The 16,300-nt window shown below is 56.6% G+C and carries 13 protein-coding genes; 5 read left to right on the plus strand and 8 right to left on the minus strand.

Features of this window, described 5'->3' with window-relative positions; translation table 11 throughout:
* Nucleotides 1–102: 102 nt before the first annotated feature.
* The gene (locus FJ695_RS20335) at nt 103–990 is read right to left on the minus strand and encodes an amidohydrolase family protein (RefSeq protein WP_141187137.1); all 888 of its coding nucleotides are present in this window, start codon (nt 988–990) and stop codon (nt 103–105) included.
* Nucleotides 991–1,166: 176 nt separating this feature from the next.
* Here FJ695_RS20335 and FJ695_RS20340 point away from each other — a divergent pair, with 176 nt between their 5' ends.
* Both FJ695_RS20340 and FJ695_RS20345 read left to right on the plus strand, forming a co-directional pair.
* A complete protein-coding gene (locus tag FJ695_RS20340) occupies nt 1,167–2,561 on the plus strand; it encodes a PLP-dependent aminotransferase family protein (protein ID WP_141187138.1) in 1,395 nt (464 codons plus the stop codon).
* A gap of 191 nt (nt 2,562–2,752) precedes the next feature.
* Nucleotides 2,753–3,163, plus strand: a complete 411-nt coding sequence (locus FJ695_RS20345) for a DUF983 domain-containing protein (RefSeq protein WP_141187139.1) — start codon at nt 2,753–2,755, stop codon at nt 3,161–3,163.
* A gap of 304 nt (nt 3,164–3,467) precedes the next feature.
* Here the strand turns inward: FJ695_RS20345 and FJ695_RS20350 are convergent, their stop codons facing one another.
* From FJ695_RS20350 to ndk, 6 genes are all read right to left on the minus strand, one after another.
* Entirely contained in the window at nt 3,468–4,670 is a 1,203-nt protein-coding gene (locus FJ695_RS20350; protein WP_141187140.1) for an HlyD family secretion protein, read from the minus strand.
* Complete coding sequence (locus FJ695_RS20355; RefSeq protein ID WP_141187141.1) at nt 4,663–5,190, minus strand: hypothetical protein; 528 nt, start codon at nt 5,188–5,190, stop codon at nt 4,663–4,665. Before FJ695_RS20355 ends, FJ695_RS20350 begins: the two co-directional genes overlap by 8 nt.
* Before the next feature lie 398 nt (nt 5,191–5,588).
* Nucleotides 5,589–7,685, minus strand: coding sequence for a molybdopterin-dependent oxidoreductase (locus tag FJ695_RS20360; RefSeq protein ID WP_141187142.1), 2,097 nt, complete (start codon nt 7,683–7,685; stop codon nt 5,589–5,591).
* A gap of 98 nt (nt 7,686–7,783) precedes the next feature.
* Nucleotides 7,784–8,221 carry an EF-hand domain-containing protein gene (locus FJ695_RS20365; RefSeq protein ID WP_141187143.1) on the minus strand — a complete coding sequence of 146 codons (438 nt, stop codon included), beginning with the start codon at nt 8,219–8,221 and terminating at the stop codon, nt 7,784–7,786.
* A 90-nt stretch (nt 8,222–8,311) separates the two neighbouring features.
* Nucleotides 8,312–9,445: a YHYH protein gene (locus FJ695_RS20370; protein ID WP_141187144.1), complete on the minus strand. Its 1,134-nt coding sequence runs from the start codon at nt 9,443–9,445 to the stop codon at nt 8,312–8,314.
* Nucleotides 9,446–10,219: 774 nt separating this feature from the next.
* Nucleotides 10,220–10,642, minus strand: coding sequence for a nucleoside-diphosphate kinase (ndk, locus tag FJ695_RS20375; RefSeq protein ID WP_133950293.1), 423 nt, complete (start codon nt 10,640–10,642; stop codon nt 10,220–10,222).
* Nucleotides 10,643–10,879: 237 nt separating this feature from the next.
* Here ndk and FJ695_RS20380 point away from each other — a divergent pair, with 237 nt between their 5' ends.
* Nucleotides 10,880–11,755 (plus strand): DUF4344 domain-containing metallopeptidase, encoded by an 876-nt coding sequence (locus FJ695_RS20380; RefSeq protein WP_141187145.1) that lies wholly within the window; start codon nt 10,880–10,882, stop codon nt 11,753–11,755.
* Here FJ695_RS20380 and FJ695_RS20385 read toward each other — a convergent pair.
* Complete coding sequence (locus tag FJ695_RS20385) at nt 11,752–12,648, minus strand: AraC family transcriptional regulator (RefSeq protein WP_168206437.1); 897 nt, start codon at nt 12,646–12,648, stop codon at nt 11,752–11,754. The two genes, FJ695_RS20380 and FJ695_RS20385, sit on opposite strands and share 4 nt — an antisense overlap.
* Nucleotides 12,649–12,914: 266 nt before the next feature.
* Here FJ695_RS20385 and FJ695_RS20390 point away from each other — a divergent pair, with 266 nt between their 5' ends.
* Together FJ695_RS20390 and FJ695_RS20395 are read left to right on the plus strand one after the other, a co-directional pair.
* On the plus strand, nt 12,915–13,985 hold the full coding sequence (locus FJ695_RS20390; RefSeq protein WP_141187147.1) for an alpha/beta fold hydrolase: 1,071 nt from the start codon (nt 12,915–12,917) through the stop codon (nt 13,983–13,985).
* Between the two features lie 112 nt (nt 13,986–14,097).
* Nucleotides 14,098–15,984, plus strand: coding sequence for an ABC-F family ATP-binding cassette domain-containing protein (locus FJ695_RS20395; RefSeq protein ID WP_141187148.1), 1,887 nt, complete (start codon nt 14,098–14,100; stop codon nt 15,982–15,984).
* The last annotated feature ends 316 nt before the right edge of the window (nt 15,985–16,300 follow it).

The raw sequence follows: 16,300 nt of genomic DNA on the forward strand, positions 1-16,300 counted from the left end.
CGGACAGCAGTGGGCTTGACCCGAGATCCATGCCGTTCCAGGTCGGCTCGGTCAGCTGTGAAAGGCTGCACACAGAGAGACCGTCTGGCCGTAATCTCCCCCTCACCGCGTTCCGATCTGCTCCATGGAAATCGTCCGACCAAAAACCCGTTCGGCGTTTTTGTAGGCGAGTTTTTCGGCGATTGGTCTGGGGAATTGGGACAGCCACATCCGGTTCATGTCCATGATCGCCGAATAGTTTTCCCACTGGCTATTGACCCAAGTATCGCTGCCGATCATCAGCCGGTCCTGGAAATCCAGAATAATTTCCACCCAATCCGGGCTAAGTTTGTCTCCGGGTCCGGCAATGTCCCACTCCCGCAATGACGTATCGGCCAGAAGCGCCGGAAACTCTTCCATCAGCCCATAGACCTCCTGGGCAGATGTTGAAAGGCCGGCATGGGCCCATATGATTTTGACGTCGGGGTCGAGCCCATAAAGCCAACGGATGGGTTCGGCGCCCGAATGAACATGAAGATAGATATCCCGATCCTTCGCCATCTTGATGATCTTTCGAAACAGCGGCGCGTCGGAGGTATCCAGCTGGTGGATGTGGAATTCGCCAATCCCTTCATGGGGATAGGTTTCCAAGCGGCCATGAAGGTAATCCTCCATGCCCTCCATTTTGGTCCAGTTCGACGACCCGGCGCTGCCATGATAGGGGCGCAACTCCGGCACGATCCGGTCCGGGGCGTATTCGAGAAGCATGATGGTGCCCGAATCGGGCGTTGACGAGACGAGCGCCATGGCAACCCCGTTCCGGTCCATCAGTTCGACGACCGTTTCGACCGGATATCTCTGCCAAGCCGGCTCCTTGTAATGCATATGGGCGTCAAACAGCGGCAAATCCTTCACCGCAGCCCCAATCGGCGGCGCTTTTTCATCAGCAAGGCTGCCGCCGGTCACCGCCCCCAACGCTAGAACAGCCAAGGCCATACTTTTGATCGTCATGTTTTTGTCTCATCGTTGTCCGCCGTCCGGCCGATTATAGAGCGGACGGCTGATCCGGATAGCTGCAGATCGTTCGGAACTTTTCTCCATCCGTCTGGCTTTTTTGCAGCAGGTGACAAAATGGATCGAACCGTATATACGGTCATTATACAGTCAATTTACTGGAATGACCTTAGATGACCGACTGGCGCCCCGACCTTACCCGAAGCAATGCTCCCCGGTATCTCGCACTGGCCGACCAGATCGAACAAGATATCGCCGCTGGCCGCCTCAAAGCCGGTGACCGGCTACCGGCACAGCGGCGCCTCGCCGCCCAACTGGGTCTCGATTTCACAACGGTCGCCCGCGGGTATACCGAAGCCCAACGGCGCGGTGTGATTTCATCCCAGGTTGGCAGCGGCACCTTTGTCTCTGAAACATACCAACCAGCTCCGAACCGCGCTGCGACCTCTTCGTCCCGCCACCCCTGCCCAGCAGACACATCCATGAACCTCCCGCCGGAACCAGATGATCCGGCTTTGAAATCCAAAATGCGGGACTGTCTGACCGCTCTCTCCGCGGACCTGATCCCGCTGATGCGCTATCAGACCTTTGACGGCTGTGAGCCGGCTCTCGAAGCTGCAATCACATGGCTGCAGCGGTCCGGCCTGACAGCTGACCCGGAGAGAATCCAGATAGCCCCGGGAGCCCAGGCGGCACTGGCAGCCATCTTAAGCGGACTGACACAGCCGGGCGATATGATCGCGTGCGAGAGGATCACGTACCCGGGGCTTCGCTCGCTTGGTGCCCAAATGGGTCTCAAGCTGATTGGCCTGCCGATGGATGCTGACGGGATCGAACCGGATGCACTGGAAACCGCCTGCCAAACGAACGAGTTAAAGGCGCTTTACCTCAATCCAACGCTGCAAAACCCCACCACCCGAACCGTTCCTCTGGGCCGGCGGCAGGCCTTGGTGGAAATCGCGGCGCGCTACAATATCCCGATCCTGGAAGACGATCCCTATAGTCCCCTTTTGCCGGTTGCCCCGCTTCCCTTTGCAGCATTAGCACCGCAGAACACTTGGTATATCGGCTCCTTGTCGAAGTCACTGGGTGCAGGCTTGCGGATTGCTTATGTACAAGCGCCGAACAAAAAAGCAGCTTGGCAGATGTCGCGGGCGCTGCGCGCATCGCACGTCATGCCACCCCCCTTGATGGTGGCGCTGGCCAGCCAATGGGTGCTGGACGGGACAGCCGCTGAAATCTGCTCAACCATTGCTGTTGAAAGCGCCGAGCGGCAGAAGCTCGCGGCAAAAAGGCTGCAAAGCCGGGACTACCTTGCCAACTCAAACGGGTTTCATCTGTGGCTTGCCCTAAAAAACAGTTGGACCCGCGCCGCTTTTGCCAGCCAGGTGCGCGGTCTCGGCCTTGGCATTACAGAAAGCGACGCCTTTACGGTTCAAGGCACCCCGGCAGAGGCTGTTCGCCTGTGCCTTGGCGGACCGGTCTCCCGAAGCACCTTGGACAGTGCCTTGGAGAGCATTGCCAACCTTTTGGAAACGTCGCCTGAACAAGCCTCGGCCTATTTCTGAGTGCTTACGCCAAACCGGAACAAGACAATAGGAACCAAAATGCCGCAACCCGGGGGCTTGCAGCTTGCGCACAATCAGGTATTTTTGACTGCAGACAAAATGAAGTTATTTCTCCAATTGACTGCAAATGACCGCATAGACACCCCTGCGGTTTCAAGCGCAGGCATGTGAACATCTGAAAGGCTCCATGGATGAGCACACAGCACAGCTGGCCGAAGCTGCCGCCATTTCAAACCGGCATCAAGGGCCGCTGCCCGCGCTGCGGTGAGGGTAAGATTTTCGATGGCTTCCTGACCATGGCCAAGGGCTGCAAACATTGCGGTCTGGATTACAGCTTTGCCGATCCGGCAGATGGCCCGGCGTTCTTTGTAATCTGTTTTGGCTGCGTTCCGGCGGTGACGTTTGGCATTTGGCTGGAGATCGCGTTCCAGGCCCCCTACTGGGTCCATTTGTTCACCACTTTGCCGCTGATCCTGCTGACCTGCATTCCAATGCTGCGCCCTTTAAAGGGCTGGCTAGTGGCGAGTCAGTATTTTTATAAGGCCCAGGAAGGCCAGCTGGTGACAGCGGAAGACGCTCAATCTGACACGGCACCGGGGTAACTCCAGCGGGACGCTGTTTTTTCAAGGCGCAGCCCTGCCGTGGATCCGAGCCTTGGTTTCGCGTCTTTGCTTTTGGATCAGCTCCTTAAAGCGACAAAACAGAAATTCGGGAACGCTGTTTGCCGTTCATCCTTGGGACGGCACTCCAGCGGAACCGGCGGCCCGGCCCCCGCCCCATCCCTCAATCCCGAGGGAGGGGGCCGGAGTTTTTCATCGCATTGGTCTATTTGCGCACCAGTCTCATTGTCACGGCCTATTTTGACGATTTTGGTTTAGCGCTGCAGAGCCCTACATTTTTCGTCAATTAGTGACCGCCACCGGCAAGCCCGACGCCAGAGACCAGAGCAATCCACACCTTGATGCGAAGGCCCCAGGCCTTAATAATCCCAAGACCGCCCAAAACGTGTCCCATCAATCCATGACCGAGATTTCGGTCGTAGGTCTGGACAATACAGCCGCTGCCGTTGATCAGCTTCTGTTCGTGTTCGGGATAGACCATCTCAAGCAGAACTGTCACTTCACCGCGCGCCGAGAACTGTGAAGGTTCCAGCAATCGGCCTGTCGCTGTTATCTGACCGGCCGCGATTTCTGGCTGGATACCGACGATGCGTGCCGGAAGAACCGCATCCACCATGGCAATGTTGAAATTTGTGTCGCAGGCGACCTCGGCGGGCATACCAACGTAGAGGATTGAGCGGGCAACTTGCGAGAACCCTGCAAGAACCCGTTTGGGATGCTCAGGATCCCGGTCGGGGATAATCAACATCGCAGGACTGGTCGCGATTTGTGAGGCGCGCGCACCAACATGCAAGGTCAGCTGATCAATCACCCCATCGACCTGAGATCGAACGACCGTTTTTTCCAATTCCACATTTGCTTGTTTAAGTGCGGAATTGGCACTTTCCCGTTGGGCAGGAAGAACTTCGTCCAATTGAAGATTGGCCTCATCAAGCGCCGCTTGCGCTTGCGATACCTTTGCTTCAGCCGCATCCATATCAGCAACGGCTGCTTCATAACGGCTTGCGGTATAGGCTGCCGACTTGCGGAGACGCAGCTCTTCCTGATCTTCAAAAACTTCAGAAGCTTGTTGCAGGATCGCCTTTTCCCTGTCCACAGAAGCTTCAGCCGAACGGACTTGAGCTTGCGCCAGAGCAAAGGACTTCTCGATTTCGACCAGCTTCAACTCAGCTGTCCGCACGGCAGCCTGCTCTGTTTCATCACTGACTGCAAACAGGATTTGGCCGGGCTCTACTCTCGACCCGTTGTCTACCTCAATGCGCGTCACGGTGCCGCCATTCTCACTGACGACAGGGACAGTCCGAAACGGCACAAAGCCCGTGTAAGACTTTGGGTAGTAGTAGAAAACGGTAAAGAACACCGCAAAGGCCAACGCCAGCCATGCAAACAGAGCGATATGCACGTTGTAGAGCGTGATCGGAATTCCGCGCCAGCGCAGATAGAGGATCCGCAAAACGAACGGGATCGACGTTACGGTCAACTCAATCATTGTCGGTCACTCCCGCAAATTTCGGCGATGCTTTTTGTGTTAGTGCGGGCGGTGGGCCGCTTGCCTCCGAGCCGGGGTCGACAGTCTGAGCCGCTGAATTGCCGGGTCCGTTTTCCTGTGAGGGCCGCACTCGATTGCCATACCGGTCATGTTCACCCAAGTGCTCATGCTGCAACTCTTCAAGCATGAGGCCTTCCAGCTCTCCTTTGAGGGTGTGTTCCTTCATCGGCTCAAACCAAAGCATCAAATCGCGCGCAAGGGCTGTCGCGATCAAGGATAACGGCAGAAGAATGCTGAAATGACTTAAGGGCGGAAAAATCTCATAGGCAAACGCGACCATCAACAACGTTGGAATGGTGGTCTGAAGCGGCGTCCCCTCGTTATGCCGCTCGGCAAATCGGTCGAACCGCGCATAGAGGTGGAAGACAGCGAAGACCAAGAGAAAGAGCAGGATGAGCGCCGAAAAGGCCGTGGTATCCGTTTCTCCCGGCGGCGCCCACCAAGGAACTGTTTGCGTCATTTTCTCTGCTGTTGACGCCGGGGCCGGAGTTGAGAACACCCCCAATGGGGCAAGCCAAAGACAAAGGGATTTCAATTGGCTTGGTTTCATTACGTCTAACTCCGTTAAGTATTTCATGTGGCACGGAGGAGTTCGACCAGCCAATCGAAAAAACCACCGCCCAAAAAATCATTCCGATGCACAATCTATAAGGTCCGCTTTGCGGAAACTTCCAGAAACTGACCAAACGATATCCAAATACTCAAATCAATAATACGTTTATCGGATTCGCTGATTCAGTTTCATTATTTTGAATTTGTCAGCAAATTCAATCGACAGGATAAAATTCCACTGCGGAAAAGCCGCGAGTTTCCTGATCGGACAGGCCCTACTCCGACAAACGTTTGTCATCGCAGAATCTAGACTGTCCGTAACCACACCGCTGTGTCGTGATAGGCAGCGCCGCCATACGGCGCGACGGGATCTGCGCCGGTGAGCGTATTAATGCCGCGACCGTCCTCAAATGCCTCATTCGGCCAGATGCCTTCAGAAATTACTGTGCCGGGCGCAACTGTATCCACCAGACGGGCATGTAAAATGATAGAGCCGCGGCGGTTGCCCATTTTGACTTTCACACCGTCCTCAATCCCGAACCGGGCCGCATCTTCCGGACGCAGCCAGGCTTCCGGCCGGCCTTCTTTCTTGCGCGATCCGTCTGTTTCATTGAAGCTGGAATTTAGGAACGAGCGTGCCGGAGCCGTCACCAGGCGCAGCGGATGGTCTTCGCTCGCTGCTTCAATCGCCTCCCATTGATCCGGCAATTCCGGCATCTGCTGCCACGGGCCAAAGGGCTCGCCCGCCGGTTTGTTTGGTGCGGCCGACCGGCCCCAGTCCGGCTTGAAGTGGAACTTGCCATCAGCATGGCCAAAGCCATTTAGATAATGCGCGTCATCAAACTCCGGCTGTAGGTCGATCCACTTGGATGCTTCCAACTCTTCCAAAGAGCCATAGCCGGAGTTTTCCAGCATCCAGCCGATATGATCGCGCGCGCTCATTTCAAAACCTTGATGAGATTTTGAGTCAACGCGGGCTGCGATCTCATTCAAAACAAAAAGATTTTCCTTCGGACCTTCCGGCGGCTCAACCACCTTTGGTCCTAAAAGGATATATTGGTGGCCACCACCTTTATAGATGTCGTCATGCTCCAGAAACTGCGTTGCCGGCAGGACGATATCGGCCATCTCTGCCGTTTCTGTCATGAACTGCTCATGGACGACGGTGAAAAGATCTTCGCGTTGAAACCCTTGCCGGACCAACTCTTGTTCTGGAGCAACCGACATCGGGTTGGTGTTCTGGATCAGCATCGCCTTCACCGGCGGACCATCCAGAAGCGCCTCTTCATCACCGGTCAGAATGCGGCCGACCAGGCTCTGATCGAGGGCTCGCACCGACGGATCAGCTAAACTGCCCGCCTCGATCATTTCCTTATTCAGATGATAGATGGCGCCATTGTTGTGGAACGCGCCGCCACCTTCATATTGCCAACAGCCGGTGACAGCGGCGATCGAGGCAGCGGCGTGCATGGCAACCGCCCCATTGCGCGCCCGCGTGAACCCGTAGCCCAGCCGGAAGAAGGTCTTTTTGACCTCGCCGATCATCCGGGCGACGTCTTCGATTTGTTGAACATCCAGGCCGGTAATCCCGGCCGCCCACTCCGGGGTGCGCTCTTTAAGATGTGAGTCCAGTTCTCTTGGGAAGTCAGTGTATTTGTTGAGATAATCCCAATCGGCAAAACCGTCGCGAAAGAGCACATGCATGATCGCGCAGGCAAGCGCTGCATCAGTTCCCGGTTTCAAAACCAGGCCAATATCCGCCTGTTTCATCGTCTCGGTCTTATAGACATCGATGACAATGATCTTCGCGCCGCGTTTCTTGCGGGCGGCAATCGCGTGGGTCATGACGTTGACCTGGGTCGCGACTGGGTTGGTTCCCCAGATGACAATCTGATCAGAGAGTGCCATTTCGCGCGGGTCCGGCCCTGCAAGTTTGCCGGTTCCGGCGACGTAACCCGTCCAGGCCATATTGGTGCAGAAACTGTCGAATTGACGCGAATAACCCTTGGCGTGGCGCAGACGATGGATACTGTCACGCTGCACCAGCCCCATCGTTCCGGCATAGTGATAGGGCCAGACGCTCTCAGCGCCGAAGTCCGCTTCCGCTGCCAAAAACTTCTGCGCGATCAGATCGAGCGCTGCGTCCCAAGAAATCTCCTCGAACCGGCCCTCCCCCTTTTTGCCGGTACGGCGGAGAGGTTTCAGCAACCTTTCGGGGTGATAAAGACGCTCCGCATAGCGCGCGACCTTGGCGCAGACGACACCAGCCGTATAAGCGTTGTCCTTGGCCCCATTCAACCGCTTGATCTTGCCCTGGTCATCAAAACTGACATCCAGCGCACAGGTGGACGGACAGTCATGGGGACAGGCAGAAAAGGCTGATTTTGGCGGCTGCTGCGTCATGGATCATTCCGGTCTTTGAACACGAACGATCCTTATCCCTTCAACGCGGCACACCCGTCAAGCACCGCATTGTTTGGGTGACATTTCTGTTTTTCCGCCTACCCGCCACGCAGTCTGATGCGGGCGTCGCGGTCGTGCCACTTGGTTTGAAATTCCTCGATTGTTACGACGCCATCGTTGTTGCCGTCCATCATGTCGACCCAGCTGCCGGAATTCGACATGAACTCACCGGCAGACACCTTGCCGTCACCATTGATGTCGTTCAGGTCCAGACCTCTTAAGATGGTTGTATTTGCCGGTTCTGACTGCTCCTGGCCCGCTGCTGAAAATTCGTTGCTGTCCAGATAACCGTCCTTGTTGGCATCCAATTTAGCAAAGAGAGCCTGTCTGCGCTTTTCGGCTTCTTCGACAGAAACCTCTCCGTCGTTGTTGATGTCCCATCGTTCCATGAAACTGGCGCCAGCTTCGTCTGCTGCCCATGCATGTGGTGCAGCCAGCACCCCAACAACGAACGCCAGCAAGATTTTCCGTTTCATCAATTTGCCCCTAATCCCCAAAGTATTGGACGCAGGCACATTCCAAGAATGGAAAAGAGTGCGTGCCGCCACGCACTCTTGTTGCTTTATTCAGCTGCCACTGCAAGGCCCGCGGCCGCCCTGGCGGCGTTGCCCTTGACGGGGCCCAGCGCCTGGCGGCGGTGGACGGTGACCGCCTTGAAGGAACCGGGGCCTGTGCCCGCCCTGCGCCTGAATGAGCGTCAACGCGGTGTCGCTGTTGTCAGAAAAGGCAGTAAAGTCGATGGTTTGCGCGGACGTGTCCGTTTCCTCTGCCAAGGCCGCAAATTGGGCTTCGGCCTCACCGGCATCTACATCCGCCCGGCGCTTCAGCCGCTTAAAACTGCTGTCCGGCGAGCCCATCCAGCAGCGCGGAATATAGGGAAACTGATCTGTCAGCACATAATGATAGGTGCCTTTGGGGTATTCCGGAGTAACAGCAAAGCGGCCGTTGCACTGGTCCAAATCCCCGGCGCCGCGCACATAGGCCCAGTCCTGGGTGAATTTGCCGTTGTAGCGTCCGCCCGGCCCGCTCGGCCGTGTTCCTGACTTGATCCGGTAGCTGCTTTTCAGCTTTTTGATGCCGGATTTCTTTTGCGGATTGGAATAGCCATAGGGGCCGTAAATTGGAAACCCGTCGGCGGCATAACCAATCAGCGCCGGTACGGACCGTCCACCTTCCGAGGCCAAAACACCGGTCGGAATGCCGTGATAATGATAGGTGCCATCGGGCTGAACATGGGCATTGTATTTGTCCAAACCCAATTTGCAGGCCCCGCCCATGGCCTCATAGTTCCAGCCGGACCGCCGGTTGTTTTGCCAGTATTCGGCGGTTCCCGGATCCATAACAACGCCGTTGAGAGCAATGCCGAAGACAGACCCTTGGGCGTTGGTTGCACGACCGTTTTTGCGTGGGGCCAGCGGCACTTTCAAATTGTAGTTCTTTTTGGAGATGCGATGCGGATTGTTGCGGTTCGGAAAACTGCCCGGCGACTTGATCGGATAGCCATTGGCGCGGATCCGCCGCTTGTTGCCGTCTACCGTGATGTTAGCGGACGCCTCTGCTTCGGGTACCAGCAGGTGCAGAATATCTTCGCCGAAATGACTGTGTTCCAGGTCTTCTTCACCGGAAATCGGTGACGCGCTGTCATGTGCACCGGCGGGCGTTACCGCCAATGCGCAAATGAGAAATGCCGTTGTGCGCATTTCAGTTCTCCCATGTCTTTCGCCCAAGACATGTCTTATATGGCCGCCCTGTCAAAGGAATGCTGTCGCCAAGGCGTCTTAAAATGTTTCTGCGTGTAACAAACGGTAGCAGCCTGCGAAAATACCCACGGAAAACAAAGTACTGCCGCTCCGTGCTCCAGCGAACTCTGGAAGTCATCCCCGCCAACGTGCGGGGATCCACTCATTTCCAGCGTCTAGGGATTGGAACTCATTCATTGCAGCTCGGCTTGACCCCGAAAAACGCTTTCGGCGCGGTGAAACGTGGAATGGATCCCCGGCTCAAGTCCGGGGCAAGCTCCCGCACATTTCCGCTGCGCGGGGCGGGATGACTTCAGTGTACGGACCAAGCGCATCCGTGTCCCTGCGCTCTCAGTACCGTCCCGGCCTTGAGCCGGGACCACAAACGAAACAGGCACCGGATCAGGTCCGGGGCGGCACGGGGCAACATGGACAGGTGATTTTGGCCGAGTGGTACATTTCTGTCCGCTGCCGTTGCACCGAACTCAAGTATCACCCCGGCCAACCGCAGCGCCGAGCAGGTGCCTGCTCGCCGCATTATTCGCCAAAGCTCTGCTTTCTATCCTTCGGCTCTGGAAATGAGTGGGCCCCGGGTTTCCGCTCCGCTGCACCCGGGGTGACATCCGGGGCTAGAGTTGCACAAACGGTCATCGACGGTAACAGGAGCGCCAAACGCAAAAAGGGCCAGCACCTTTTCAGGTGCCAGCCCTTCTCAAAAAACTCAGCTAAAGAAAATTAGCCGACCAGCTCGGTGCCGGAGAACCAGAAGGCGATTTCTTCTGCAGCGGTTTCCGGAGCGTCGGAGCCGTGAACGGAGTTTTCGCCGATGGACAGGGCGAATTCCTTACGGATGGTGCCTTCGTCAGCGTCGGCCGGGTTGGTGGCGCCCATGACTTCACGGTTTTTCGCAATCGCGTTTTCACCTTCCAGAACCTGAACAACGGTCGGGCCGGAGGACATGAATTCGGTCAGTTCGCCGAAGAACGGACGCTCTTTGTGAACGGCATAGAAGGCTTCCGCTTCACGGATGGACATCCATACGCGCTTGGAGGCTACGACGCGCAGGCCGGCATCTTCGAATTTTTTGATGATGGCACCGGTCAGGTTCCGCTTGGTGGCGTCCGGCTTGATCATGGAAAACGTGCGTTCAATCGCCATTTCATCGTCTTTCTTGAACTAGAGGGTGGGACCGGCCAAGTCCGCCGTGTCCTATGGTCTTTTTGAGAAATTTCGCGGCCTTAATAACGGGGCCTTGCCCTGCCTGCAAGGGGGGCGGGCCATGACATTTTCATGTCGATGGCAGAAGGACGGATGACTTCGCCGCTGGCAATGACCCGAATTGCCGCCTAATCTGGTTTTTGAACTGTACGTGAACTTGTAAACAAGGCTTGTTGAATGCGCCTCCCTTCGCCCAATTTTGCCAACCAGCTCCGCAACTTGCTCGCCTTTGTTTGCCTTGGATTTTTCGCAACCACTTTTCCCTTTGCCGCGATGGCGGACGGAAAAGCCGATCACAGACTTTCCATGGATGAGCGCCTGGCTGAACTTTCTTCAGAAGAACTGGAAAACTTGCTTGTCTTTGTCGGTGGCAATGCGCTTTTCGCCACGTACCACGAAGCCGGACATATGCTGATTTCCGAATTCCGCATTCCGGTTTTGGGTCAGGAAGAAGACGCGGTCGACAATCTGGCAACCATCGTCATGCTATCCGATGAAACGGACGACCGGGACCTTTTGTTGATCAATGCCATGATCGGCTGGTTTCTCGTCTCCTCAGATGAAGAAAACGATCTGGTCTTTTATGGCGAACACGATCTTGATGAACAGCGCGGGTACCGGATCCTGTGCCTGATGGTCGGCGCCGACGAAGAAACCTTCGCAGATATTGCCCGCGATCTTGAAATGCCGGATGAGCGGATCGAGAGCTGTGCTTACGACTATGCACAGACATCCGATTCCTGGCGGGAAGTGACAGATCCGCACACGAGTGACAGCGACGAGCCAGGAGGCAAGGTTACGGTTTCTCATGAACCAGCTTCTGAAGGCCTTGAGAGTGTCGTCTTGTTTATGAAAGAAGCTGAGATCCTGGAACAGGTGGCCGAAGACCTGGATACATACTTCAAGCTGCCGGAACAGATCACATTCCGGACAACGTCCTGCGGCGGGTCAAACGCCTATTGGGATGCAAACGATCGCTCTGTCACACTGTGCCATGAATTGCTCGGTGCCTTTGCTGAACTTTATTTGGACGAAATCGCAAACGCGGACTAGGCCGCAGCTTGGTGCTTCTTCCGGTAAGCGCCCGGGGAAAGCTCATACCGCTTTTGAAATTCCTTATAGAAGTTCGAGCGGGTTAAAAAACCAGCAGCTTCGAGCACGTGAGTGACAGGATCATCTGTTTCGCGTAGCAGCCTTGCCGCTTCCTCCAACCGGAACTGGTTGACGAACTGGCTCACGCTCATCCCAGCTTCCAGATTGATCGCCCGGGACAACTCCCGGTCGGGCACGCCAACCCGTCGGGCCAATCTGGATGCGGTGAGCGTATCATCCCGGAACAACTCCTGATCAGCCAATATGGCCTTTGCTGCAGCCACGACTGTTGCCAACTCTTCCGAAGAAGTGCCCTGTTGCCTCTCATCAGATGCTTTTCGGTCTGCCCGTCCGATCCAAAGAACCAAGCCTGCCGCGCCTGCCAATCCGGCAAGCGTCGCCAGAGACAGAAGCCGGGCCGCTGCTTCGACCTCGGCCCAGAAAAACAAGAGGGCAATGCCGCAATCAATCACAAGCGTTGCGAACATCGCGCCAGCAGCGCCGGCTTCTATCCTGCTCCAGCGGCCCGTCGCACCTGTCGGAATTTGCGACAAGGCGTCAGCGCCGCGCCGCCAATGCTGAACCAGCAAAACCGTGTAGACGCCGAAACTTACAGCGACAACACCATCAATCAGCGTGAAGATCGGAACAGGCAGCAGCAACACGCCGGAGGCTGTCAGTGCGATTGCGCCATGCAATACCATCAGCCGCCGCAAACGTTCGGCCGGCTCGGATAGTGCCAGAAAGCTTAGGTATGTGAGCGGTGAAATCCAGATCGCCAGCGTCCTTTGAACGATCACAAACTGATCGAATCCGAACGCGAACCGCATACCAACAAGGACCGCTTCGATCATAAGGACTGTCAGCAGCACGAGAAAACAAAACCGCGCTCGCCTAGGAATGGAGCGGCTAAAAAGAACGGACACCCACAGCAGCAAAAACACCGTTGCAAGCAAAAAAGAGACGGGAATGCTGATCATGGTGATCCGGTTAGTGGGAGAAATTCCTTGGCGGCTGTCCTTTATCACGTTTGAGGACAGGACACAGGGCGTCCGGCGCTTGTCAACATGACGTTTCCGGCCACACCTCAAAGGGACCGTAGATCGACTTTGGAGCTTTCATGTCTCTTTCCGCTTCTTATTTGCGCCCTACCCTTGCCCTGTTCGCAAGCCTTACATTCCTGGCTCACGCCGCCTTTGCCTCATCACCAGAAAAGCCCGGCGGTGCGGATTTTGGGCCGGGAGTTCAGGAACTCGTCATTGACGACAGCCGGACAGACCGCCCGTTGTCAGGACACATCTGGTACCCCACCCCGACGCCAGAGCGCTCGCCGCAAGCAGATAAAAGCCGTGTCTGGCAAATGGCCCCCGCAGATCCAGGCGCCCCGATGGTGGACGCACGCTTTCCACTGCTTATTGTCTCGCACGGCATGTATGGCAACACCTTCAATCAAGCCTGGCTTGGGTCGGCGCTGGCGCGCCGGGGTTACATTGTTGCCATGGTCAATCATCCTGGAACCAGTTCCTTCCTGCGGGATCCCGATCACGCACGCCAATTGTGGGAGCGCCCAAAGGACCTCACACGGCTGATCAGCTTTTTGACGGGAAACAGCGACTGGAGTGACCGGATCGATCCGAAGAGGATTTACGCTGCCGGCCATTCGCTTGGCGGCTTTACGGTCATGCTTGCAGGCGGGGTCCGGTTTGACACCACTCTCTATGATGAGGGCTGCTTTGGCGATGTCCGAATCCCAGTTGTTTGCGACATCCTGCGGGGGTGGTCCGTTGCCGAAACGCCTGCAGACCGGCGGGCAATGTCACAAATCCTTCGAGACAGCCGCCTCCAAAAGATCATCAGCCTGGACCTGGGCGGCACACCGGTTCTGTCGCGATCAAGCCTTTCATCGGTGGCGATCCCGGTTCTCGTTCTTGGCGCCGGACGCGCCGATATGCTGGACCAGGATTTGGAGTCCCGCGCGCTTGCCAAGGCGCTCCCGACTGAGCTGGTACAGCATATCGAGCTTGAAAGCGCAGGGCACTTCGACTTCATGGGCGTCTGCAAACCGGAGGGCTATGCCATCTTGAAAGAACATGAGCCAGGCGATGAAATCGTCTGCCTCAAAGGAACGGACAAACGGGAAGCGCAACACAGATTGATCTTGAATGAGATCCTGTCGTTTTTGGAGAACTAACAGATATAACCTGTGGCAAGGCCTTGCAGCTTTGCCACAGGTGAGACCTGAAAACACACCAGCAGTGCTTTGGTCTTGAAAGTTATGAAAAGCTCGGCCATTGATCCGCCCCATGTTGCAGATATCGGAATTATCCTACCGGATCGGGGACCGTCTCCTGATCGACAAAGCCAGTGTAACCCTGCCGGCCAAGGCCAAGACCGGCCTTGTCGGCCGCAATGGCGCGGGCAAATCGACTTTGTTCAAGATCATCACCGGCGATCTATCGTCGGAAACGGGCTCGGTGCAGATCCCCAAGCGCGCGCGCATCGGCCAGGTGGCTCAGGAAGCGCCGGGCACGGAAGACACACTGATGGAGGTGGTTCTGGCCGCCGACACCGAGCGCACCAGACTTCTGGCCGATGCTGAAACAGAGACCGATCCGGACAAAATCGCCGAGATCCACACCCGCCTCGCGGATATTGGTGCGCATACGGCCGAAGCGCGTGCTGGTGCCATTCTGTCCGGTCTCGGATTTGATGCCGCGGCTCAGCAACGGCCCTGTTCGGCTTTCTCTGGCGGCTGGCGGATGCGCGTCGCGCTCGCAGCCGTGCTCTTTTCCGAACCCGATCTCCTGCTGCTGGACGAGCCGACCAACTATCTCGACCTGGAAGGCACGCTCTGGCTGGAGAACTATGTTGCGCGTTATCCGCACCAGGTCCTTCTGATCTCCCACGACCGGGACCTTTTGAACAAGGCAGTCGACAGCATTGTGCATCTCGACCGGGGCAAGATGACCTATTACTCCGGCGGTTATGACAGTTTCGACCGGCAGCGGCGCGAAGCCATGATCCTGGCTGAAAAGGCCAAGGAGAAGCAGGACGCGCAACGCAAACACATGCAGGCATTCGTCGACCGCTTCCGCTATAAAGCCTCCAAAGCCCGTCAAGCGCAGGCCCGGCTGAAAATGCTGGAGAAGATGGAGCCGATCGCAGCGCTCACCGAAGAAAGCTCCAAACCAATCCACTTCCCGGATCCGGACGGCCGTCTCGCCCCGCCGATCATCAAGCTGGAGGGCGTGTCGACGGGTTATGGCGACACCAAAATCCTGTCGCGTCTGACACTCAACATCGACACCGACGACCGGATTGCTTTGCTCGGGGCCAACGGCAACGGCAAGTCGACCTTCGCCAAGCTGATTTCCAACCGCTTGGCGGCCATGGACGGCGACATCACCAAGGCGTCGAAACTGAAGATCGCGTTTTTTGCCCAGCACCAGCTTGATGAACTTCGGCCTGCGGAAAGCGCCGTCTCTCATGTCCGAGCGCTGATGCCCGATGCCCCGGAGGCCAAGGTCCGCGCCCGCGTTGCCCGTTTTGGTCTGCCGACAGACCGCCAGGAAACGCCGGCCAAGGATCTTTCTGGCGGCGAAAAAGCGCGACTTTTGCTTGGTCTGGCAACCTTTGACGGCCCGCATCTTCTGATCCTCGATGAGCCGACCAACCACCTGGATATCGACAGCCGCGAAGCGCTGGTGATGGCGCTGAACGAATATCAAGGCGCTGTTGTCCTGATCAGCCACGATCGCCACCTGGTGGAGGCCTGCGCCGATCGTCTGTGGCTTGTGGCTGGTGGCAAGGTCGAGCCGTATGACGGCGATATGGAAGATTACAAGCGGTTGATCCTACAAGGCCCGGAAGCGGCCCGGAAAGCGCGCGACAAAGCTACAGCAGCGGAAACCGAAGCGGCTTCCTCCCAGGAAAAACGCCGGGAAGCGGCCCAAAAGCGCAGCCAGCTGAAACCGCTGAAACAGAAGATCGACGCAGCGGAAAAGGAAATGGCGCGTCTTCAGGAAAAGATCGCCAAGATCGACGACATGCTGGCCGATCCGGAGTTTTTCCAAACCGACCCTGACCGCGCCACCAAATTCGCCAAGGAACGCGCCTTTTGCGAGAAAAAGCTGGTCAAAACGGAAGAAGACTGGCTGGAACTCTCGGCAGAGTTTGAAGAGGCGGGGTGAGGTCTTCAAATTCTCAACTGGTGTCACCCCGGACTTGATCCGGGGTCTACGCGTTTGCAGAGCCGTTTGGAAAAGGTACGAAATAGACGGGCGACAGATAGGCTCGCAAGCTTCTGGCCGATGACGCTCTGTAGATTGGACCCCGGATCAAGTCCGGGGTGACACGTAGCGGGAAGTTTCGCTATCGAATTTCGGCTCTTCGTGTCATCCCTAACACTTCCTTACCAAATCCCGTCAAATGCCACTTCACAGGCACACCTGATTTTGACTCTGCCGAAGTAGTCTTCTGACACCTTCAGGGATAGACCGCGACGAC

It is taken from the genome of Labrenzia sp. PHM005, assembly GCF_006517275.1.
GTDB lineage: Bacteria > Pseudomonadota > Alphaproteobacteria > Rhizobiales > Stappiaceae > Roseibium.